The organism is Catalinimonas alkaloidigena (assembly GCF_900100765.1).
In the GTDB taxonomy this organism is placed as follows: Bacteria; Bacteroidota; Bacteroidia; order Cytophagales; family Flexibacteraceae; genus Mooreia; species Mooreia alkaloidigena.
The window spans coordinates 211,236-231,593 of the sequence record NZ_FNFO01000004.1 but is presented as its reverse complement, the minus strand read 5'-3'; the positions used below and the strand labels follow the sequence as shown (position 1 = coordinate 231,593).

The 20,358-nt window shown below is 58.4% G+C and carries 19 protein-coding genes; 11 read left to right on the top strand and 8 right to left on the bottom strand.

Annotated features, from left to right (window positions below; all coding sequences use genetic code 11):
* Positions 1 to 36 precede the first annotated feature (36 nt).
* The gene (locus tag BLR44_RS11895) at positions 37 to 771 is read left to right on the top strand and encodes a protein phosphatase 2C domain-containing protein (protein ID WP_089682078.1); all 735 of its coding nucleotides are present in this window, start codon (positions 37 to 39) and stop codon (positions 769 to 771) included.
* A 133-nt stretch (positions 772 to 904) separates the two neighbouring features.
* Positions 905 to 3,913, top strand: a complete 3,009-nt coding sequence (locus tag BLR44_RS11890) for a pectinesterase family protein (protein WP_089682076.1) — start codon at positions 905 to 907, stop codon at positions 3,911 to 3,913.
* An 86-nt stretch (positions 3,914 to 3,999) separates the two neighbouring features.
* Here BLR44_RS11890 and BLR44_RS11885 read toward each other — a convergent pair whose 3' ends face one another.
* The 6 genes from BLR44_RS11885 to BLR44_RS11860 all read right to left on the bottom strand — a co-directional run bounded on the left by BLR44_RS11885 (position 4,000) and on the right by BLR44_RS11860 (position 9,497).
* Complete coding sequence (locus BLR44_RS11885; protein WP_089682074.1) at positions 4,000 to 5,013, bottom strand: MlaD family protein; 1,014 nt, start codon at positions 5,011 to 5,013, stop codon at positions 4,000 to 4,002.
* The gene (locus tag BLR44_RS11880) at positions 5,010 to 5,771 is read right to left on the bottom strand and encodes an ABC transporter ATP-binding protein (RefSeq protein WP_410493079.1); all 762 of its coding nucleotides are present in this window, start codon (positions 5,769 to 5,771) and stop codon (positions 5,010 to 5,012) included. The genes BLR44_RS11885 and BLR44_RS11880 overlap by 4 nt, the downstream gene beginning before the upstream one ends.
* Positions 5,772 to 5,851: 80 nt before the next feature.
* Entirely contained in the window at positions 5,852 to 6,628 is a 777-nt protein-coding gene (locus BLR44_RS11875) for an MlaE family ABC transporter permease (protein WP_245706039.1), read from the bottom strand.
* Positions 6,629 to 6,921: 293 nt separating this feature from the next.
* Positions 6,922 to 7,893 (bottom strand): 6-phosphofructokinase, encoded by a 972-nt coding sequence (gene pfkA / locus BLR44_RS11870; protein ID WP_089682072.1) that lies wholly within the window; start codon positions 7,891 to 7,893, stop codon positions 6,922 to 6,924.
* 209 nt (positions 7,894 to 8,102) lie between these two features.
* Positions 8,103 to 8,444, bottom strand: a complete 342-nt coding sequence (gene gldC, locus BLR44_RS11865; protein WP_089682070.1) for a gliding motility protein GldC — start codon at positions 8,442 to 8,444, stop codon at positions 8,103 to 8,105.
* 69 nt (positions 8,445 to 8,513) lie between these two features.
* Complete coding sequence (locus BLR44_RS11860; RefSeq protein WP_089682068.1) at positions 8,514 to 9,497, bottom strand: hypothetical protein; 984 nt, start codon at positions 9,495 to 9,497, stop codon at positions 8,514 to 8,516.
* Between the two features lie 113 nt (positions 9,498 to 9,610).
* Here BLR44_RS11860 and BLR44_RS11855 point away from each other — a divergent pair, with 113 nt between their 5' ends.
* From BLR44_RS11855 to BLR44_RS11835, 5 genes are all read left to right on the top strand, one after another.
* Positions 9,611 to 9,958, top strand: a complete 348-nt coding sequence (locus tag BLR44_RS11855; RefSeq protein WP_089682066.1) for a hypothetical protein — start codon at positions 9,611 to 9,613, stop codon at positions 9,956 to 9,958.
* 34 nt (positions 9,959 to 9,992) lie between these two features.
* Positions 9,993 to 10,721: an SOS response-associated peptidase gene (locus tag BLR44_RS11850; protein WP_089682064.1), complete on the top strand. Its 729-nt coding sequence runs from the start codon at positions 9,993 to 9,995 to the stop codon at positions 10,719 to 10,721.
* A gap of 156 nt (positions 10,722 to 10,877) precedes the next feature.
* Positions 10,878 to 11,531 carry an SCO family protein gene (locus BLR44_RS11845; protein WP_089682061.1) on the top strand — a complete coding sequence of 218 codons (654 nt, stop codon included), beginning with the start codon at positions 10,878 to 10,880 and terminating at the stop codon, positions 11,529 to 11,531.
* On the top strand, positions 11,528 to 11,944 hold the full coding sequence (locus tag BLR44_RS11840) for a c-type cytochrome (protein ID WP_143017249.1): 417 nt from the start codon (positions 11,528 to 11,530) through the stop codon (positions 11,942 to 11,944). Before BLR44_RS11845 ends, BLR44_RS11840 begins: the two co-directional genes overlap by 4 nt.
* A gap of 24 nt (positions 11,945 to 11,968) precedes the next feature.
* Positions 11,969 to 12,244: a UBP-type zinc finger domain-containing protein gene (locus tag BLR44_RS11835; RefSeq protein ID WP_089682056.1), complete on the top strand. Its 276-nt coding sequence runs from the start codon at positions 11,969 to 11,971 to the stop codon at positions 12,242 to 12,244.
* Positions 12,245 to 12,303: 59 nt separating this feature from the next.
* Here BLR44_RS11835 and BLR44_RS11830 read toward each other — a convergent pair whose 3' ends face one another.
* Complete coding sequence (locus BLR44_RS11830; RefSeq protein ID WP_089682054.1) at positions 12,304 to 14,175, bottom strand: vWA domain-containing protein; 1,872 nt, start codon at positions 14,173 to 14,175, stop codon at positions 12,304 to 12,306.
* A 78-nt stretch (positions 14,176 to 14,253) separates the two neighbouring features.
* Between BLR44_RS11830 and BLR44_RS11825 the strand changes: the two genes are divergently transcribed.
* The 4 genes from BLR44_RS11825 (at position 14,254) to hrpB (ending at position 19,595) form a co-directional block, all read left to right on the top strand.
* Positions 14,254 to 14,808, top strand: a complete 555-nt coding sequence (locus BLR44_RS11825) for an RNA polymerase sigma factor (protein WP_176956008.1) — start codon at positions 14,254 to 14,256, stop codon at positions 14,806 to 14,808.
* Entirely contained in the window at positions 14,795 to 16,102 is a 1,308-nt protein-coding gene (locus tag BLR44_RS11820; protein WP_089682053.1) for a carboxypeptidase-like regulatory domain-containing protein, read from the top strand. The genes BLR44_RS11825 and BLR44_RS11820 overlap by 14 nt, the downstream gene beginning before the upstream one ends.
* A gap of 308 nt (positions 16,103 to 16,410) precedes the next feature.
* Positions 16,411 to 16,941, top strand: coding sequence for a DUF4168 domain-containing protein (locus BLR44_RS11815; protein WP_089682050.1), 531 nt, complete (start codon positions 16,411 to 16,413; stop codon positions 16,939 to 16,941).
* Between the two features lie 107 nt (positions 16,942 to 17,048).
* The gene (hrpB, locus tag BLR44_RS11810) at positions 17,049 to 19,595 is read left to right on the top strand and encodes an ATP-dependent helicase HrpB (protein ID WP_089682048.1); all 2,547 of its coding nucleotides are present in this window, start codon (positions 17,049 to 17,051) and stop codon (positions 19,593 to 19,595) included.
* A 5-nt stretch (positions 19,596 to 19,600) separates the two neighbouring features.
* On the opposite strand, the gene BLR44_RS11805 is transcribed toward hrpB, so the two are convergent.
* Positions 19,601 to 20,356, bottom strand: a complete 756-nt coding sequence (locus BLR44_RS11805; protein ID WP_089682046.1) for a lysophospholipid acyltransferase family protein — start codon at positions 20,354 to 20,356, stop codon at positions 19,601 to 19,603.
* Between the last annotated feature and the right edge of the window lie 2 nt (positions 20,357 to 20,358).

Genomic DNA, 20,358 nt, shown 5'->3' with positions numbered 1-20,358 from the left:
CGGGAGAAATACAAGAAGAGTTTATTTTGCCGATGCATGAACACGTATCAATTGTTGCGCATTGGCGAGCACCACGTTAACCACTGTGAGGATTATGTACTGACAGCACCGTTGAGCACGCACCGGTTGGTAGGGGCGGTGATGGACGGTTGCACGATGGGAACCGACAGCTACTTTGCAGCGACGCTGGTGGGCAAGCTGTTGCGGAAAATTGTGTTGGAACGAAGCTATCAAGCGTTGTACGCACCCTTGGTGTCCGGCTCGGTTGAGGTGGATCTGCGGGAAATTCTCCGGCAGCTTCTGGCGGAGTTCAGGGCGCTTACGAATCAACTCGTGCTGCGCGATGATGAACTGCTAACGACGTTGCTGCTCATGGTGCTGGACGAGCAGCAGGAAGAGGACATAGTGCTTACAGTGGGGGATGGGCTGGTGTGCATCGACGGACAACTGACGGAGTACGATCACCAGAACCGGCCGGATTACTTGGGCTACCATCTGGGAACCGATTTCAACACCTGGTACCGGCAACAAACGCAGGTAATCTCCTTCCGGCATTTTTCAGATGTCAGCCTGAGCACCGACGGCATTTTTACGTTTGCACCGTACACCAAAGCGGCCTCCAACCCGCAAGTCGATCCGGTGGCGTACTTACTCTCCAACCGGGACGACATGCACCTACCCAGCATGTTCACCAAGAAGTGGGCTTATCTGGAACAGCAGTGCGGCTTACGACCCACCGACGACTTGGGAATTGTCCGAGTTGTACGCTAACGATTTTTCTTGACGCCTCGTGCTGTCAACTTTCTCTGCTAAGTCTTAAAAATCAGGGGCGGGTTGGGTTGTTGCGATGGGGTAGGCTGCTCTTTACCAGCGATAACCCATTTTTCAACGAACCCCACCACCCATGAAAACACCCTGCCGATTTTCGTTTTTTCTTCTGCTGAGCTGGCTCACGCTGGCAAGCGCCTGGGCGCAGCAGGTGCCGTCGTCGGCCACCTGGCCGCTGACCAATCCGGATGCGGACGGTACAGGCTTTGCACCGGTCACCACGGGCCTGGTAGCAGCCACCGACGAGCGGCTGAGTAACCTGGAACTGAATCAGTACACCGGCCTGGAAGAAAGCCAGCGTCTGCGCATTCAGGGTAACGAATGGCCTGCCAATCAGACCGATACCATCGCCGGTACGTACGTAGAGTTTGCCGTGGCCCCTAACGAAGGGACCACCTTCATGGTCGATACGCTTTCGCTGCGACTGGCGGCGCGGTCGATCAGCTCCATGCGGGCACGCATTTTTTACGCCGCCTCGCCCGATTTTTCGGAGGCGATGGAGTTGATGTACGACACCGGGCTGGAGAATAATTACCTCTCGGTCGACACGCTGATGACTTTTAGCGGCGCACCCGAGGTGCAACTGGCCGAAGGCGATACGTTTTACCTGCGGATTTACCCGTGGGTAGACCAGGACCCCGACGTGCGGACCGGGAAATACCTCCTGCCCAACAACGTGATGATCGGGGGCCAAAGCAAAGCCCTTCCGGCTTCTTCGACGGCCTTGTGGTCGTTCAACGATACGCAGGAACCCGTCACGACCGGCGGTATGGTCGCCGAATTGCCCGCGTTCGAAGGGCTGGAGTTCTACAACTTTACGGAGCTGCCGATCGACGGCACGTCCGAGCAGGTCAAGGTGATCTCGCTCAAAACACCCGGCGAAGGCGAATGGATAGCCGAGCCTGATTCGGTCGGCGGCATGTATGCCCAGTTTGCGGCCGCCCCCAAATCGGGCGGGACGCTGGCGGTAGAAGAAGTTTCGTTTTACATCGGCGGGTGGTTTACCTCCACGCTCCGCGCCACGGTCTACGCGTCGACCGACCCCACGTTTGCCACCAGCACGCTGCTCGTAGCCGACTCGGCACTGGTGGGCAATGCGGTGGCCTCCTGGACGTTCCCGGTCGAGGCCATGGTCGAAAGCGGCGGGCAGTTTTACCTACGCATCTACCCTTACAACACCGAAGCGCAAGGGTGGGCCAAGCTGGTTGCCCTGAAAGACGTGACCATCAGCGGGACCGTCAGCGGCGTGACGGCCGATCCGGCCGCGATTTCCTCGCAACCGGTTTCTGCCATCTCGACCACCTTCGCCACCAGCGGGGGCAACATTTATACCGACGGCGGCGCACCCGTTACGGCCCGGGGCGTGGTCTGGAACACCACCGGCAGCCCGACCGTTGACGACAGCAAAACCGAAGACGGCACCGGCCCGGGCACCTTCTCCAGCCAGTTGACCGGCCTGACGCCCGGCACCCAATATTACGTGCGGGCGTATGCGACCAACAGCGCCGGAACCAGCTACGGCGGGGAAGTGAGCTTCACGACCCTGACCGAACGTTCGGTGCCCACGGTCACCACGGGACAGATTTCCAACATTCTGGCCGAAGAGGCGGTGGGCAGTGGCGAAGTAACCGACTGGGGTGGCGACACCATCACCGCGCGCGGGCTGGTCTGGAACACCACCGGTGCCCCGACCCTGGCCGATGCATACAGCGAAGCGGGGGCGGGCCTGGGAGCGTTTCAGAGCGCGCTGATGCCGCTGGAAGAAAATACCGACTACTATGTGCGGGCGTATGCGACCAACGGCGTGGGAACGGCTTATGGCGATGAAGTAACCTTTACGACGGAAGCCAAAGCGCCGGATGTGATGGTGACGGTTGCGCAGGACGGCAGCGGCGACTACGAAACCGTGCAGGCGGCCTTCGATGCGGTTCCCGACAACTATACCGGCACCTACACGATCTACGTAAAGCCCGGCACCTACAAGGAAAAGCTGATCCTGGAGCGGAATAAAGTGAATGTCGTGTTGAAAGGCGACGATCCGCTGACGACCATCCTGACGTACGACGACTACGCGGGAATTGCCGGGGGCACTTCGAATTCCTACAGCGTGGCCATCGAGCCCGACGATTTCACGGCCATGAACATCACGTTCCAGAACACCGTCGTCAACGACGGCTCGGGAGGAGGGCAGCAAGCCGTGGCGCTGCGCGTCAATGGCGACCGCCAGGCGTATTACAACTGCCGTCTGTTGGGGTATCAGGATACGTTCTACACGTGGGGCGGGCGCGGTACCGGCCGGATCTACCTGAAAGATTGTTACGTGGAAGGATCGGTCGACTTCATTTTCGGGCGCGACATTGTGGTGTTCGATCACTGCGAACTTCACGTGAACCGGAACGGTGGGGCACTGACCGCCGCCGCGACGGAAGCCGTCAGCAAGTTCGGGTACGTGTTTCTGAACAACACCATCACCGCCGACTCGGTCGGGTTCGACGGAACGCCGATTACCTCTTTTATTCTGGGACGCCCCTGGCAGGACGCCCCGCGCACGGTCTTCGTGCAGTGTGAAGAGCCGGCGTCGCTGTCGCCCGCCGGATGGTCGACCTGGAACGTGAAGCCCGCCCTGTACGCAGAGTATCAGTGCTTTGGACCCGGTTCGGACGTGTCGCAGCGCATCTCTATTTCCCAGCAACTGACGGACGAGGAAGCGGCGCAGTACACCATCGCCAACATCTTCGCGCAGGGCTCGCACCCGCGCTTCGACCGCGACTGGCTGCCGGCCGATACGACCGTCACGTCGTCGAAAGGGTGGACGCAGCCCGTCTCTTCCCGCTTGGAGCAGAACTATCCCAATCCGTTGCGGGACCTGACTTCCATCGGGTACGAACTGCTGACGCCGACGCCGGTACGGCTGGTGTTGTACAACACGCTAGGGCAGCCGGTGCGCACGCTGGTCGATCGTCGGCAGACGCCCGGTACGTACCGCGTTGCGTTCGACGGCCAGGGACTTTCGAACGGCGTGTATTTCTATACCTTGTTCACGAACGAGGGAAGCCAGACGCGTCGCATGCTTCTGCAACGGTAAGCGGTTTCTCGACTCACTAGAAAAACGTCTCCCGTGTACTACGGCCTTGCTGCGGTATCCGGGAGACGTTCTTGTTTCCGTTGGGGTTACTGCTTCTGCTGTGCTTCTTCTTGGGCCTGTTCCCGGGCTTTTGCTTCCTGCTTGCGTTGCCGCCGGAACACGCCCCGCAACAGAAAAGTCTTTTGCAGCGCTTCGGCATCTTCGGCGAGGGCTTCGGTGCCCCGCGCGGTGTTGGTGAGCGTACGTTGCAGGTCGTTGGCGAAAGCCGTGTCGGCCAGCAGTACGTTGAGCGAGCCTTCCTCGTTGTTCAGCTTGTCGGTAAAGCGACTGAAGTCGCCGGTGGCTTCGGCGGTGTTCTCGCCGGTAACGCGGATGTTGGTGAGGGTCTGATCGTAAACGCGCGAGAAACTGGTATCGGTCAGTAGGGTGCTGACGAGGCCTTCCCGGTTGCGTTGCAGTTGGTTCACCATGCTGCGGATGTCGCCCGTGATGGTGGCCGAATTGCGTCCCGTCACCTGAATGTTGAGGGCGGCCTGTTGGAGCGACGCGGCCATCTGGTCGTCTTTCAGCAGCATGCCGAAGGTTCCCCGGCCTTCTTCGAGGCCCTGCGCGATGCGTTTCAGTTGGCCCGTTACTTCCATCACGTTCTGTCCCGAGGCGGTCAGGGTGTTGATCAGTTCCTGAGCGCCGGCTTCGGTTTTTGCCACGATAAAATCTTCGTCGTCGACGGGACCGGAAGCGGCGTCGCCTGGCTCAATGACCACAATTTTGTTGCCCACCAGGCCGTCGGTCGTGATGGTGGCGGTCGAATTTTTCTTGATGAACGGCCGCACCCGTTCCTTGATTTTCATCTGCACCCGAATCACGGTGTCCTGCACAATTTCTACGTCGGTGACGTTGCCGATGCCCACGCCCGAAAACAGGACGCGGTCGCCGCCCTGCAATCCCTGCACGTTGCGAAACTCTACCTGCAGCGGGAACGTGGGGGCAAACAAATTATTCTGACCGCCGATGGTGAACAGGGCCAGCAGCACCAGTAGAATGGCAACTGCCACAAAAATGCCCAGTCGGATGTTCCGGCGTATTTCGATGGCTTTCATGAGGATACTTTGAAATAATTGAAAAAGGTCTGGAGAAGCGGGTCGTCTTCGCGGCTCATCTGGGCGAACGACCCTTCGTTGTAACAGAGGCCATCCTTCAGAAAGATGATCCGGTCGGCCGTGGTTTTGGCGCAGGCAATGTCGTGCGTGATGATGATCGACGACGTATGGTACACCTTGCGCACTTCGTTGATCAGGTCGTTGATGTCGGTCGAAGTTTCCGGGTCCAGGCCCGCCGTCGGCTCGTCGTAGAGCATAATTTCGGGCCTGAGGATCAACGTGCGGGCAATGCCGATGCGCTTGCGCATGCCTCCCGACAATTCGGAGGGCTGCTGATCGATGGCGTGCGACAGGCCCACGGCCTCCAGGGCTTCTTCCACGCGGGGTTTCAGTTCGCGCGGATCGTCGATGCCCAGGTTGCGGCGCAACGGAAATTCCAGGTTTTCGCGGACCGTCATCGAATCGTACAGGGCACTTCCCTGAAACGAAAAGCCGACCCGACGGCGCAGTTCCATCAACTCGCGCGACGAGAGGGTATCGATCCGGCGTCCCAGCACTTCCACGGTGCCTTCGTCGGGCATAATCAGGCCGATGATGCACTTCAGCAAGACGGATTTCCCTGTCCCGGAGCGGCCCAGAATCACCAGATTTTCGCCCTGAAACAGGCACAGCGTCACGTCCTGCAGCACCACACGCTCCTCGAACGCTTTGCGCAGGTGCTCGATGTGGAGCACGCACTTCAGGTCGTCAGGAGGCAGGAACGCCGAGGCTCCGGTATGTTTTCGTTGGTCTTTTACGGCAACGTCTTTCACAACTCTTGTCAACAGGTGAGGGGTTCTTACGGAAAAAGGGAGATAAACTGTACGGTCAGGAAGTCGAGGATGAAGATGGAAACCATCGACGCCACAACCGACGAGTTGGCGGCTTTGCCCACGCCAATGGTGGCCCGCGACGAGTAATACCCGTGGTATGTGCTGATGGTCCCGATGGCGAACCCAAATACCAGCGGTTTGATGATGGTCAGGGCCAGATCGCGAATCGATAGGGAGCTAAACGTCTGGTGGACAAACAGTTCCAGGCTGATGTTGGTGTAGTAGCGGGTCGTCAGAAAAGCGCCGAACAGCCCCAGCATATCGGCGTAAATCACCAGCACGGGAAGCATCAGGGTGATGGCCGTCACGCGCGACACTACCAGGTAGCGGAACGGGTCCGTACCCGAGACTTCCATCGCATCGATTTGTTCGGTCACGTTCATGGCACTCAGCTCCGCGCCCACGTTGGAACCGATTTTGCCGGCACAAATCAGGGCGGTGACCAGCGGGCCGGTCCCGCGCACAATGGCGACGGCCATCAGAAAGGGTAACCAGCTTTCGGCACCGAAACTGATCAGCGACGGGCGCGACTGCCGCGTGAAAACACTGCCCACCAGCAGGGCGGTGAAGCCGATGAGCAGAAACGATTTGTAGCCCATGCGGTAGCACTGCGCCAGAATTTCGCGGCCTTCGTAAGGCGGCGTGATCATCGCCAGAAACAGACGCCACACATAGCGGGCATTAAGGGCCAGCCGAATAAAAAAAGTGCGGAAGCCGGGTGGATAAGGAGTTTTTATTTGCACAGGGAATCCCAAAATTAACGCGAACGTAGGCTGACAGCCGACCCGGACGAACGGTGGCACGGTGATGCCTGTCCCGGAAGTGGGTCGCCAGCGTACCGAGAGAAACGGATTTCTGAAGGGCAGGTTTTACTTTTTGCAGGAAATGCACATTGGGACCGAAGCGCGGCACCAGGGCGGGGAGAGAAGGGCCACCGGAACGGCCAGGAAAAGATGGAGCGCACACAGAAAAGCCTCTGGGGCCACGCTTGAAAACAAGGGCGGCCTCAGAGGCTTGAGTCTCAGGAAGAACGTACTTAAACGCTCAGGATATCGACGATCCGAATCAGGTCCGGGTGAATGGCTTTGTTCTTGGTAATGGTCTCTTTGAAAGGCGTGTACACCAGTTGGTTGTTCACCACACCCGCCATCACGTTCGACATGCCCTTGAGCAGGCCTTCGACCGCGCCGACACCCAGACGGCTCGCCAGAATGCGGTCCATGGCTGTGGGGGCGCCGCCCCGCTGCGTATGGCCCAGGATGCTGACGCGGTAGTCGCCGTGGGGGAGTTGTTTTTTGACTTTCTCGGCAATTTCGGTGGCGTTGCCCAGTTCGTCGCCTTCGGCCACCACAATGATCGACGAGGTTTTGGAGCGGTCCCATCCTTGCCGGAGCGTCTCGATCACGTCGTTGAAGGTCGTGAGGGTTTCCGGAACCATGATCATCTCAGCACCTCCGCCGATGCCCGATTCGATGGCGATGTAACCGGAGTCGCGGCCCATCACTTCGATGAAGAAGATCCGGTCGTGCGAGTCGGCCGTGTCGCGGATTTTATCGATGGCGTCGAGCGCCGTGTTCACCGCCGTATCGAACCCGATAGTGTAGTCTGTCCCGTACAGGTCGTTGTCGATGGTGCCGGGACAACCCACCGTGGGCAGTTGGTACTCGTCGTAGAAAATGCTGGCCCCCGTAAAGGTGCCGTCGCCCCCGATGGCCACCAGGCCGTCGATTTCCAGGCGCTTGAGGTTTTCGTAGGCTTTCTGGCGTCCTTCTTTGGTTTTGAACTCCATGCTGCGGGCCGACTTCAGGACGGTGCCGCCGCGTTGTACGATGTTACTCACGGAGAACGACGTCATCGGGAAGATGTCGCCCTGAATCATGCCGTTGTATCCCCGCTTAATTCCGAAAACTTCTAATTTATGATAAACCGCCGTGCGAACGACGGCGCGAATACACGCATTCATGCCCGGGGCATCCCCCCCCGAGGTAAAAACTGCTATTCTCTTCATGCAAAGTAAATGATCAGATGTGTAGCTGCGTAGTAAGGTCTGAAACGACGCCCAAATCTATCAATATTGATAGAGATTCGAGAATTCTGCTCAAGAAATGAAGGAAAATTAACAAAAGACCCTACAATTTTTTGCGAATTGCCCTGTGGAAAGAAGCCTTCTTCACACAATCGTTGCCGATTTCGGAGCGGAGGCCTCACCCGTCAGGCCTACTCCTGTGTCTTTTCCTGGTCGGCCAGTTTTTTGCTCAACCGCTCGCACAACTCGCGGATGTCGCCGGCCATGGACATGTCGTCGGTTGCGTTTTCCAGCGTGTCGGCCAGGCTGCCGATGGTGCCGATCAGAAAGCGCTTCATCTCTCCCACGGGCATTTCTTTTGTCCAGAGGTCAATCTTCATGGTGCTTTTGTCGTGCTGATCCCACAGGGCCAGCGCAATGGCCGGCGTTTCCTGCTGTCCGCCGCCGGGGGCATCGGCCGCCCGCCAGTGGATTTGTTCGGGCACGTTGTTGTCGTCGAGGGTAATAGTGAAGCGTATTTCGGAGGTTCTCATGGCAACTAGTTTCCGCAAACCTAACAAGTAGGGCGGGAATACGGGCAGATTTCCGTGGATTCGGGGCGTCTACCGATTCTCGACCTGCAGCGAATCCGGGTAAAAGTCGATCGGTTCGTAGTAATCGTATTCGGTCTGGAGGTAGAGCACCAGGTCTTCGCCCTGCCGTTGGTAGTACTTGGTCAGGTCCACGCGGTTCAGGTTGTCGTAATACAAAAATTCCCGGCCGGTCAGTTCGCCGTCGACCGTAATATTTTTTTCGATCACCCGGTCGGTCGAGTCATAAATCAGTTCGATGGTCTCCTGATCGGGTTCTTTCTGGTGATGTTGCAGGTCGATCTGCCCGATTCGCCCCTTGCGGTCGTAGGTAAAGGCGGCAGTCAACACTTTCTCCCCGTTCTGGTAATAGCGCCGTTTGACGAGCTGGTTCGTGCTGGCCGAGAGCTTGAAGCGCCAGTTTTCGATGGCGTTGATCAGGAAATCGGCCGAGTAGTTGCGCACGTAGCGCACGTAATCTTCGTTCGGCTCGCCTTCGCGGGGTGGGCGCTCCTCGCTTCGGTAGTCGAAATGTGCGCGGTAGACCAGCCGGGCGGGTACCTGGGCCGAATCTTCCTGGGCGGAGGTTCCGTCGCGTTCGGGGAGTTTGTAGGTCCACTTATCTTTTACGAACCAACGGACGTAGTCGAGGCTGTCGTAGTAGATAATGCCCAGTCCGTAGAGCATCGACGAGCTATACAGGTAGCGCGTGCTGCCTCGCAGCGGGCGGTTGCTGACGTTGATGACTGCATCGAGCCCGTACGATTGCGCCAGGTATTCGAAGTCTTCCAGCGGCATCGCCCCGGCGTAATCGGGCACGGCCAGCTCGTACATGGGCAGGTACAACGAATCGGCCAGCGTGTCGCCTTTCGCAAAAACTTTGACGTCCTTCTGGTGCGGAATAATCGGGACGGGCGAGAGCGGTTTTTCGGGTGGCGGGTAGAGGCCGTAACAACCCGTCAGCAGGACGGTGAGCACGGCAACAAGCACTGAAACACGAGCGAGGGTGTGGGGCATGGGAGAAACGCTTCAGATCTAATGTTTTTTTAACTTTTTGTGAGCCGCAGGGCAACATACCGCGTATATCTTGCGTCTTAAACTACGATATGCGTCTCGGCCAAAGTTTGTCAATGTTAGCACTTTTTTCGGCAGTAGCTCTGCTGGTGTCGGCTTGTGAAGAGCCGATCAAAACCAGCTGGGTTTACTACGCAGAAACTGGCTGCGACGATCCCTGGCCCGCCGGCACGTCCGACGAAGAAACCAAGGCGAATTTGGTGAAATACCTTAGTCAGTACGAAATTCCCGTCTATAAGATTGCCATTCACGAAGGCGAGGCCTGCGACGACTGTTCGTGCGACACCGGACGCAAGTTCCGGGTGGAGATCAACCGGAAAAGCGAGGAGGAAGCCTTGCAGATCGGTTTCCAGGAATTGCCCGAAGGAGACGCCGTCGTGTACGGATCGATGCTCCAGCGCTGAGTCGCTCTGCCCTTCACCTTCCACGTATTCTCTCATGTGCTACCACATTGCTCTCACGTCTCCGGCCGAAGCGCTGGAAGACCGCTTCCAGGCCCAGTTTCCGGATGGGGTGGAGCCGCCCGTCTACCATCATGTGTCGGCCTTTGCGCATCCCGAGGTGCCCGTCATCACCGGCGACCAACCGCAGGCCATTCAACTGTTTCGGTGGGGGCTGATTCCCGGCTGGGTGAAAAACGAAGATCAGGCGAGCGATCTGGCCCGCATGACGCTTAACGCCCGTGGCGACAGCATGTTTGAAAAGCCTTCGTTCAAGCAGGCGGCCGCCCGGCGGCGGTGTCTTATCCTGGTCGACGGCTTTTACGAGTGGATGCACCAGGGCGGCAAAAAGTACCCTTTCTTTATTCAGGTGCAACAACAGAAGCCGTTTGCCCTGGGGGGCCTTTGGGAAACCTGGACCGACCGCGAAACGGGCGAAGTGGTGAATACCTGTTCGGTGGTGACCCTGGACGCCAATCCGCTGATGGCCCGCATTCACAACACCAAGGAACGCATGCCGTTTGTGTTGCCCCACGAGGTGGAGCGGCAATGGATTCGCGAAGACCTGACTCGCCCCGACGTCGAGCACCTGATGCGTCCCGTCGACGACGGTTATTTGCGCGTCCATACCGTTTCGCCGTTGGTGTCGCAACAGGCCCGCAAAAACACGAACGTGCCGGAAGTCCACGAAGACTATACTTACGCCGAGCTGGCCGAATGGCAGTAGGGCGCAAGGGAGGCCGCCCGGTCATCGGGCTGAACGCCTGACGCTGAGCGCTTATTTTCTGGCCGGCAACTTTGTAAACTCACCAATGTGCCGCTTTGTCCGCACCGGTTTGCCTAGTTTTGTGTTGATCAATCGAAACGATTCGTCAACGTAGTTATGAAAACATCTTTTTGGGCACTGGGCGCAGGCATTCTGCTCTGGTCCGGCTGCCAGTCGACGCCTGAACGGTTGCCCGTGTTAGGCCCCCGCGAAGTGGCCACCCGCATGGTCAATGGCCAGGAAGTCGAAGACACCATCTACAAAACCATTCCCGCTTTTCAGTTTACAGACCAGGAGGGCGAAACCGTCACGACAGACGATTTTGATGACAAGGTGTACGTCGCCGATTTTTTCTTCACGACGTGCCAGTCGATCTGCCCGATCATGAGCAAGCAGATGCTGCGGGTCTACAAAGCGTACGAGGATAACGATCAGGTCAGCTTTATTTCGCATACCGTCGATCCCGGCTACGATTCGGTGGCCGTTTTGCGCGACTATGCCGACAAGCTGGGCGTAGACAACAGCGATAAGTGGCACTTTGTGACGGGCGAAAAAGACGACATTTTCAGCATGAGCCGGGAGGCTTATTTGGTCCCGGTGCAGGACGACCCCGAGCGGGGCGTGGAAAGCCTCGACCACAGCGGAAAATTAATTCTGATCGACAAAGATCGTCGCATTCGGGGGTATTATGACGGGACCGACGCGGCCGACGTCGACCAGCTGATTCACGACATCGACCTGCTGCTGCAGGAGTACGAAACAAATTCGTGAGAGGAGTCGGTTTGATCGGTGCCCTGCTGCTGATGCTAGGCGCCTGCAACCCCAACGACGTGGAGAAGGCGCGCTACTATTCGGAGGGCATGTACCTCTACGAAAAGCACTGCCTGAATTGCCACGGCGACGATGGCCGGGGGCTGGGGGAGTTGTATCCGCCGCTGGTGGGCAACGATTACGTCGCGCAACACAAAGCCGCGGTGGTGTGTGGCATCAAATGGGGTATGGCTGGCGAGATCGTCGTCGACGGAATTACCTACAACCAACCCATGCCGGGGCACGAGGAACTGTATCCGTTGGAAATTGCGGAACTGATCACCTATATTCAGAATTCGTGGGGCAACGAGGCCGATAAAACCTCGATCGAGGAAGTAGAAGCGGCGTTGAAGACCTGCCGAAACCAGCAGTAACGTTTACCTCCCAATCCCCTTGCTATGAGCCTAACGCCCAAACCCTGCGCCCATCTTCAGGCCGTTGGAGACCTGAAGCAGCCCCGCGCCCACGCGTGCGACGAATGCGTCAAAACCGGCAGTCGCTGGGTACATCTGCGCACCTGCCAGACCTGCGGCACCACCTTGTGCTGCGACTCGTCACCCAATCAGCATGCTTCCAAACACGCCCGAACGATGGACCATCCTGTCGTGATCTCGGCCGAGCCCGGTGAGCGCTGGCTGTGGTGCTATCCCGACGAACAATTTGCGCGGTATTAAAGCGTATGAACTCGAAAATCGATCAGGGCTTTGAAGTTTACCTTCAAAGCCCTGATGGTTTATCGTTTGGCCAGAAAACGACTTGACTTGACTAAGTTGATAAATTCGACGCGGTAGCCTTCTTCGTCTTCGCCGCGGGCCGAGTGCGCCCAGGCCAGAACAGCATCGAGCGAGGCGGAGCCTTTGTAATCTGAATCCCGGAGGATCATGCCGAAGGCCGCTACCGCCGAGGCCCAGCGGAAGTTGTCAGAAGCCTTTATGCGGACATCTGGCCGATGCACCACGTGCGTCAGCAACTCACTTTTACGACTCTGCGGTGCCTTGTAGCGGAGTTTGACGGTCATCACCTCCTCCAGAAAGAGGTTGGGTTGCGGGCGGGGCGTCGGGTTGGGCTGGTACTTCAGCGGATCGACGGCGTGCAGGTCCGGATCGTTTTCCGCCCCGGCCGGAATCAGTTCGTACAGGGCCGTCACGGTGTGGCCCGCGCCCAGCTCGCCGGCGTCTTTGCGGTCGTCGTTGAAATCCTCGTCGGACAGGCGGCGGTTCTCGTAGCCGATCAGGCGGTAGGCCTGCACCTGCGTCGGGTTGAACTCCAGTTGCAGCTTCACGTCTTTGGCAATGGTGAACAGCGTGCCGCCAAATTCCTGCACCAGCACCTTCTGCGCCTCTTTCAGGTTGTCGATGTAGGCGTAATTGCCGTTGCCCTTGTCGGCCAGCAGTTCCATTTTCGCGTCTTTGTAGTTGCCCGTGCCGAAGCCCAGCACCGTCAGCGCAATGCCCGACTCCCGCTTCCGTTCGATCAGTTTTTCCAATTCGTGGTTATTCGAAATACCCACGTTAAAATCGCCGTCGGTCGCCAGCACCACGCGGTTGTTGCCTTCAGCCGTAAAATGCTCCTGCACCAGTTGGTAGGCGCGTTCCAGTCCGGCGGCACCGGCCGTAGACCCGCCCGCTTCGAGTTGTTGCAGCGCCATCCGGATTTTTTCCTTTTCTCGACCGGACGTAGGGGGTAGCACCACGCCCGCCGCTCCGGCATAGACCACCATCGCCACCCGGTCCTGCGGACGCAGTTGCTCGATCATCAGCAGAAAGGCCGACTTCAGGAGCGGCAGTTTTTCGGGCGACTGCATCGAACCCGACACGTCGATCAGAAAGACCAGGTTGGCCGGCGGGAGGTTTTCGGTGGGAATGGATTTGCCTTGCAGGCCGATTTGTAGCAATTGATGTCGTTCGTTCCAGGGACAGGCGTGCAGTTCGGTCGTGACGGAAAAAGGCGCTCCGTTTTTCGGTTGCGGATAGTCGTACGTGAAGTAATTGATCATTTCCTCAATGCGCACGGCTTCCTGCGGGGGGCGTTGGCCCTGGTTCAGGAAACGCCGGACATTGCTGTACGAGGCGGCTTCTACGTCGATCGAAAAGGTCGAAAGCGGCTGTTTGTTGACGTGTAGAAACCCCGCCTCTTCAGGCAATTCGTATTCTTCATCGTCGGGATAGACGGGCGCTGGAGCCCAGCTTTGGTCGTATGCAGGCGCAACTTGGCTAGGCTGCTTGCGTCTGGAACGCTGGACGGTCGCGACGGAGCCGGTTATGCTCTGACGTTGGGCAACGGCGTCGCCGACGACTACCACTTCGTTGAGCGCTTTAACGTCTACCGCCAGTTGTACATCAAGGACGGAATCTTTCTGTATGGCTATCTCCTGGGTCATGTAGCCAACCGCACTGAACACCAGGGTCGCGTTAGCGGTTACGCTCAGCGTGTAGTGCCCGTTGACGTCGGTAATTATGCCGTTCGCGGTGCCTTTCTCCAGCACGTTCACACCCGGAATGGCACTTTGCGCGTCTCCGTCGGTTACGTGTCCGGTGATCTGTCGCGTCTGCGCGAAAGCGTGAGGGGCCAGCAGGAGCCAGCCTACAATCAGGTAGGTTCTCATAACGTTGCTTTTCCGGAGGGATGCACGCCCGGCAGAAATTCCATATCTTCCCTCCAAAAAAAATTAGTATCGCTGCGCATGCGCCTGTTCCGTCGTAAACCGCCCGCTACCGATGCCGAGCTTCTGGCGCGCTACCGACGCACGGGCGAGGTGGCGGTGCTGGGCGAGTTGTACGGACGCTATACCGATCTGGTGTTCGGGGTAAGCCTGAAATACCTGAAACACGAGGAGGACAGCAAAGACGCCGTCATGCAGATTTTTGAGCAGTTGGTCACGAGCCTGCAGAAACACGACGTGCGCGAATTTGCCCCCTGGCTTTACGTAACGGCCAAAAATTACTGCCTTGGGCAACTGCGGAAACGCAACGTGCACGAACCCTTTATGGAATCGGACGAGGCGGTGCATCCTGAAGAAGAAGACCCCCGGGAAGCGGCACTGCAACTGCTCGAAAAGGGCCTGGACACCCTGCCGATCGAACAGCAGCGGTGCCTCGATTTGTTTTACCGACAGCAGCGCAGCTACCAGGAAATTGCGGACCTAACGGGCTACGACCTGAAAAAAGTGAAGAGCTACCTGCAAAACGGAAAGCGCAACCTGAAAATTTACGTGGAGAAGTACGATGACCGATCCTGAACTGAACCGACCGACCCCTGAGCAACTGGAACGTTTCCGGAAGGGCGAACTGTCTCCGGCGGCGCAGCAGCGGGTAGAAGCGTGGCTGGCCGAACATCCGTTCCACGCCGATGCCGCCGAAGGATGGGCGCAGCTTCCGCCGGAACGCGTACGGGCTTCGCTCGATGCGTTGAACCAACAGTTGCGTGCCCGAACCCAGGGTGATACCCGCACGTCCTGGGGCTGGATGGTGGCCGCCGCATCGGTGCTGTTGTGTCTGGTGACCGGTTCTGTCTGGTGGATGAGCGGACTGCAACCCGATCCGGCTTCGGTCGCGGTGATGCCGCCCGTTACCAGCGAAGTGCCTTCTCCTGAAACCGATGCAGAAACGAGTCCCCCTGGAACGGAAGTGCAGTCAGCGGAAGCAGAGCGGGCACAAGAAGAAGCCGTAGCGCAGCTCCCTCCGCCCGACAGGGCACAGGCCCAAAAAAAGAGCGCACCCGCAGCAAGGCACGATGCCGCTCCTCCTGCCGCAAAAAGCAAGGCGGCACGCGCATTCGCCGACGACGAGGCCGTTTCTCTCCCGCAGGCGAACAATCTGCCGACACAGGTCACCGCCCGCCCCCCGGTTGCCAGCGAAGCCGATCTGGCCTATGCTCCCCCCGAAGTGACCCCCTTTGTGCTTGATACGGCCGAAAAACCGTTTCCGGGCGATACTTTGTTCGGACTGGGCGAGGTACGGACCGTACGGGCATTGCATGGGCAGGTGGTGCTGGCCGGAAGCGACAAACCCATCCCGGGAGCACGGGTAGCCGTAAAGGGCAAACCAGAAGTGACCACTACCGACATGGCCGGGCGATTTGCCTTGCCCAAAGTCGAGCACGACGATGCGTTGGTGATTTCGTCGTCGGGGTACCGCACCCAGGAAGTCGCGGTGGGGCAACAGGCGTCCGTAGTGGTGCCCATGGCCGAGAATGCTGCGGAAACTGCGCGACTGCGTGCCGCAGAGGCAAACGCCGAAGCGACTCCAGAACTTCCCCAACCCGTGGGGGGCTATCCAGCCCTTTACGCATACATGCGCGTCCACCTGCGCTATCCGGAAGCTGCTCGGCCGCGTGCTGATTCTACCACGCGTGTGCTGGTTGAAGCTACGGTGCAAACAGATGGTACGCTAACCGATTTCCACGTTCCCAAAGATCCGGGGTTCGGTTTTGCCGAGGAAGCGGTGCGTGTACTCCGGGAAGGCCCGAAGTGGATTGCCGCTCCTGAAGGAAGCCAGAAAATACGCGTTTGGGTCGATTTTCCCCGGCCTTAAGTAAATTTTTGAGAGGTATCTTACACGAGCGTATTTTTTGTTATTTTGGGGTTATCTATGTAAGTGACTCATTATCAATGATTTTATTTCTGAGAAAGAGGATAATTACACATTTTCTCCACGTGTAAGCTTAGAAATTTGCAATTTCACCTACTTATGGTATAAATTTGTGAATAATCTGGAGAAAATAGGAATGTTTCGGGTAAGGCGGTTAGAGGCGTAGATGCGGAAGCCTCTTTCAGATAGTCTCTCTTACCAGCATTCGCTTCAGGTCCTAGTTGCACGAATAGCTCCCACAGTTCATTTCCATGAGTAATCCTTTCTTTCTTTTCCGGTACATCATGCTGGTTGCCATTTGGGTTGGCATTTGCGGTGGTTTGGTCATTGCCCAGACACCCCCTGCCGAACCGGTCGAGACGCCTCCCGTGACCTATTCCCAGCAGGAGTTGAAGCAGTTTGCCTTAGCCGTGAACCGTGTCAACGAGATTGAGCAGAACGCCAACAAGCGGTCGCTTCGGGCCATCGAAGAGGAAAATCTCAATCTGGATCGCTTTAACGAAATTGTGGAATTCCAGCAGCAGCAAGCCAGCGGAGAGACGCTGGTTTCGGACAGTACGATGCTACCGACCGAAGAAGAGCTCGCAGCCTTTACCAAAGCCGGCGAACAGATCAACCAGATTCGAACCGAGGTGACCAGCCAGATTGTGCGGGCCATCCGGCGGACCGGCTTGGAACCCGAAAAATTTCAGGAAATTCTGCTGGCGTATCAGCAAAGCCCTGAATTACAGAAGCAGATCGACAAAATGATGGGGCAGGAAAACACCACGGTGGCTCCCTGACCTCCCAACCGACTTTGCACATACGAAACTCCGCCCGCTGCGGAGTTTTTTGCGTTTAGGCCCTGCCAGCCGAGCCGGAGTGCCCCGGAGAATTTTACTTTTGCGGCATGCCTTTGCCGATCGAGACCCTCTTGCCCGACCTGCGCGACGCCTTGCGTGTACACGCCGCTGTGGTACTACAGGCGCCTCCGGGTGCCGGAAAGACGACGCTGGTGCCGCTGGCCCTGTTGCACGAACCTTGGTTGGTGGGGCGCAAAATTCTGGTGCTGGAACCGAGGCGACTGGCGGCCCGGGCCGCGGCCCGGCGAATGGCGCAGTTGCTCGGCGAGAACGTAGGGGAGACGGTAGGCTATCGCGTGCGGTTACAGACCGTGGTCGGACCGAATACCCGCATCGAAGTGGTGACCGAAGGCATTCTGACGCGCCTGTTGCAGGACGATCCGGCCCTGGAAGAGGTAGGCATCATTCTGTTCGACGAATTTCACGAGCGCAGCCTGCAGGCCGACCTAGGATTGGCATTGGCCCGGCAATCCCAACAAGTACTGCGGCCTGACCTGCGCCTCCTGGTGATGTCGGCCACGTTGGACGCCGACCCCATTGCTGTGCTGCTGGCCAACGGATCGGAAAAGGCTCCCCTGTTGACCAGCGAAGGACGAAGCTATCCCGTCGAGACGCTGTACCTGCCTCGCGAAGACCACGACCGGATCGAAAAGCAGGTGGTTCGCGCCGTTGCTGTCGCCCTGCGCGAGCACCCGGGCGACGCACTCGTTTTTCTGCCGGGTGCCGCCGAAATCCGTCGGGTGGCTACGCACCTAGCCGAACTGGGCAATACGTCGTGGGAAGTTTACCCGCTATACGGCGATCTGTCGCCGGAAATGCAGGACCGGGCATTGGCACCCGCCGGGAACGGCAGCCGCAAGGTCGTACTGGCCACGAGCATTGCCGAAACCAGCCTGACCATCGAAGGCATACGGGTGGTCGTTGACAGTGGGCTGAGTCGTGTACCGCGTTTCAATCCCCGTACCGGCCTGAGTCGCCTGGAAACGGTTCGCGTCTCACAGGCCTCGGCCACGCAACGGCAGGGCCGGGCCGGACGAACGGCACCGGGTTGGTGCTACCGCCTGTGGACCGAAGCGGCGCATGCCGGGTTGGCGCCTTTTAATGCGCCGGAAATTCTACAGGCCGACTTGGCACCCCTGGCGCTGGAATTGGCTGTATGGGGCATTCGGGACCCTGGTGAGCTGGCCTGGCTTGACGCGCCACCGGCGGGTACTTTTGCGCAGGCCCGGGCTTTGTTGCACTCGCTGGACACACTCGATGCCGCTGGAAAAGTAACCTCACACGGGCAGCAGATGGCTACGTTGGGACTGCCGCCCCGACTCGCCCACTTGGTATTGCGCGGAAAAGAAATCGGGCAGACGGCGCTGGCATGCCATCTGGCGGGGCTGTTGCTGGAACGAGACCCGCTGCGAGCCCCACAGCCCGAGTTGCTGGACATCGATCTGGGCATACGTCTGGAAGCCCTGGCAGCCACCGCAAAAGGGCGCGCCCCGTCCCAATGGGCGGGCATGCAGGCGGATCGGGGGGCATTGGCGCGGGCCTGGGAGCAAGCGCAACACTTGGCTAGACAGCTGGGCGAACGGCGGCTTGTGCCCGACCCCGATCCTGCGGCGGCAGGGCTGTTGCTGGCGTTTGCGTACCCGGATCGCATCGCTCAGCGGTTGGGGCAACCGACCCAAGCGACGTCAACAGAGCGATACCGGTTGCGGAGTGGCCCCACGGCTCAGCTGACGGGGCATCAGTCGTTGGGGCGTGCTGAATTTCTGGTGGCGGCTCATCTGGACGGGCGGGGCAACGCCGCCCGGATCTTTCTGGCTGCAGAAATTACCAAACAAGAACTATATACTCACTTTAAGGAAGAGATTGAGCGGGCAGAAGCGGTCCGGTGGGATGCCGCCGCCGGCGTGGTGCGCGCCCAGGCCACCGAGCGGTTAGGAGCGTTGGTATTACAAGAAAAACCGTTGGCACAGACCGGAGAGGTAGCTGTGCGGGAGGCGTTGCTGGACGGCATTCGGCAGACAGGTCTCCAGGTGTTACCGTGGGATGACGGCACTGAGCACCTGCGCGCCCGGTTAGGGTTCATGCGACAGGTGGTGGGAGATCCCTGGCCTGACGTAAGCGACGCTGCACTGGCAACGCACTTGGACGACTGGCTGGGGCCGTTTCTAGTGGGGATGCAACGCCTCGATGACCTGCGCCGCCTCGACCTGGCAGAAGCGCTGCTGAGCCCGCTGGCCTGGACGCAACGTCAGGAACTGGATCGGATGGCACCTTCGCATCTTGTGGTCCCTAGCGGCTCGCGACGACCCCTCGACTACAGCAATCCTGCCGCTCCGGTATTGGCCGTGCGCCTGCAGGAAGTATTTGGCATGTTGGAAACCCCGCGCATTGCCGACGGCCGTGTGCCATTGATGATGCATCTGCTCTCGCCCGCCGGCCGCCCGGTGCAGGTTACGCAAGACCTCCACAGTTTCTGGCGCACCACGTATTTCGACGTGCGGAAAGACCTGCGCGGGCGGTATCCCAAGCACCATTGGCCCGACGATCCGCTGGCCGCTACTCCCACCGCGCGTGCCAAACGTCGGGGCACCTAAGCGTTTCAGACGACTTTGTTGTGCGAACTTACGTTGCCCTCCAGCACCGCCAGCATCTGGTTATAGACCTGCATTTTTAAATCGGGCACGTCGGCCAGCGTCATGTTCCTGGTTTCGATCGGCGGCAGGAAATAGGTGGTGATCACCCCCGGATGGAAATCCTTGTTGAAATAGGGCATGATGTAACCCGTGTTCAGAATGACAATCGGGGCAATGGGCGTTTGCGTTTCGATCGCAATCCGGAAGGCTCCGTCGTAGAAAGGCGTAAGCAGGGAAGAGGTCCGGTTCATCCGCCCTTCCGGAAACACAAACACCGAAATGCCTTTCGTCAGTACCGCTTTTAACTCCTTTAAACTTTTGCGACGACTCTCGGCACTCGTGCGGTCTACCATTACGGTAGCACCCCGGTAAATCCATCCGAAAATCGGCGTATTGCGCAAATCCGACTTCGCCAGGGGACGGAACTGCCCCGGAACTTCACGTACCGACATCACCACGTCCATGAATGAATTGTGATTGGACGTAAAGATGTAAGGCTGACCTTTTTGCAGGTGCTCCCGTCCGTACGTACGGTAGCGCACGCCAACCAGCAGCGAGAAGAAAAACGACCACACCCCTAAAAAGAAATAGGCAACTCTTCCCCCGTATTTGTCACCAAACAAAAAGGGTAATGTTAAGAGGGGAAGTAAGATTAACATCAGTCCCACGAAGGTCGCCAGGACATATATTACGTAGAATTTGTGGAGCCACTTGCGGATCATAC

Excerpts from the sequence above, each read along its gene's own strand:
- BLR44_RS11895 (WP_089682078.1), top strand. The coding sequence starts at position 37 with ATGAACACGTATCAATTGTTGCGCATTGGCGAGCACCACGTTAACCAC.
- BLR44_RS11890 (WP_089682076.1), top strand. The coding sequence starts at position 905 with ATGAAAACACCCTGCCGATTTTCGTTTTTTCTTCTGCTGAGCTGGCTC.
- BLR44_RS11885 (WP_089682074.1), bottom strand. The coding sequence starts at position 5,013 with ATGAAAGCCATCGAAATACGCCGGAACATCCGACTGGGCATTTTTGTG.
- pfkA (WP_089682072.1), bottom strand. The coding sequence starts at position 7,893 with ATGAAGAGAATAGCAGTTTTTACCTCGGGGGGGGATGCCCCGGGCATG.
- gldC (WP_089682070.1), bottom strand. The coding sequence starts at position 8,444 with ATGAGAACCTCCGAAATACGCTTCACTATTACCCTCGACGACAACAAC.
- BLR44_RS11860 (WP_089682068.1), bottom strand. The coding sequence starts at position 9,497 with ATGCCCCACACCCTCGCTCGTGTTTCAGTGCTTGTTGCCGTGCTCACC.
- BLR44_RS11855 (WP_089682066.1), top strand. The coding sequence starts at position 9,611 with ATGTTAGCACTTTTTTCGGCAGTAGCTCTGCTGGTGTCGGCTTGTGAA.
- BLR44_RS11850 (WP_089682064.1), top strand. The coding sequence starts at position 9,993 with ATGTGCTACCACATTGCTCTCACGTCTCCGGCCGAAGCGCTGGAAGAC.
- BLR44_RS11845 (WP_089682061.1), top strand. The coding sequence starts at position 10,878 with ATGAAAACATCTTTTTGGGCACTGGGCGCAGGCATTCTGCTCTGGTCC.
- BLR44_RS11835 (WP_089682056.1), top strand. The coding sequence starts at position 11,969 with ATGAGCCTAACGCCCAAACCCTGCGCCCATCTTCAGGCCGTTGGAGAC.
- BLR44_RS11830 (WP_089682054.1), bottom strand. The coding sequence starts at position 14,175 with ATGAGAACCTACCTGATTGTAGGCTGGCTCCTGCTGGCCCCTCACGCT.
- BLR44_RS11825 (WP_176956008.1), top strand. The coding sequence starts at position 14,254 with ATGCGCCTGTTCCGTCGTAAACCGCCCGCTACCGATGCCGAGCTTCTG.
- BLR44_RS11820 (WP_089682053.1), top strand. The coding sequence starts at position 14,795 with ATGACCGATCCTGAACTGAACCGACCGACCCCTGAGCAACTGGAACGT.
- BLR44_RS11815 (WP_089682050.1), top strand. The coding sequence starts at position 16,411 with ATGAGTAATCCTTTCTTTCTTTTCCGGTACATCATGCTGGTTGCCATT.
- hrpB (WP_089682048.1), top strand. The coding sequence starts at position 17,049 with ATGCCTTTGCCGATCGAGACCCTCTTGCCCGACCTGCGCGACGCCTTG.
- BLR44_RS11805 (WP_089682046.1), bottom strand. The coding sequence starts at position 20,356 with ATGATCCGCAAGTGGCTCCACAAATTCTACGTAATATATGTCCTGGCG.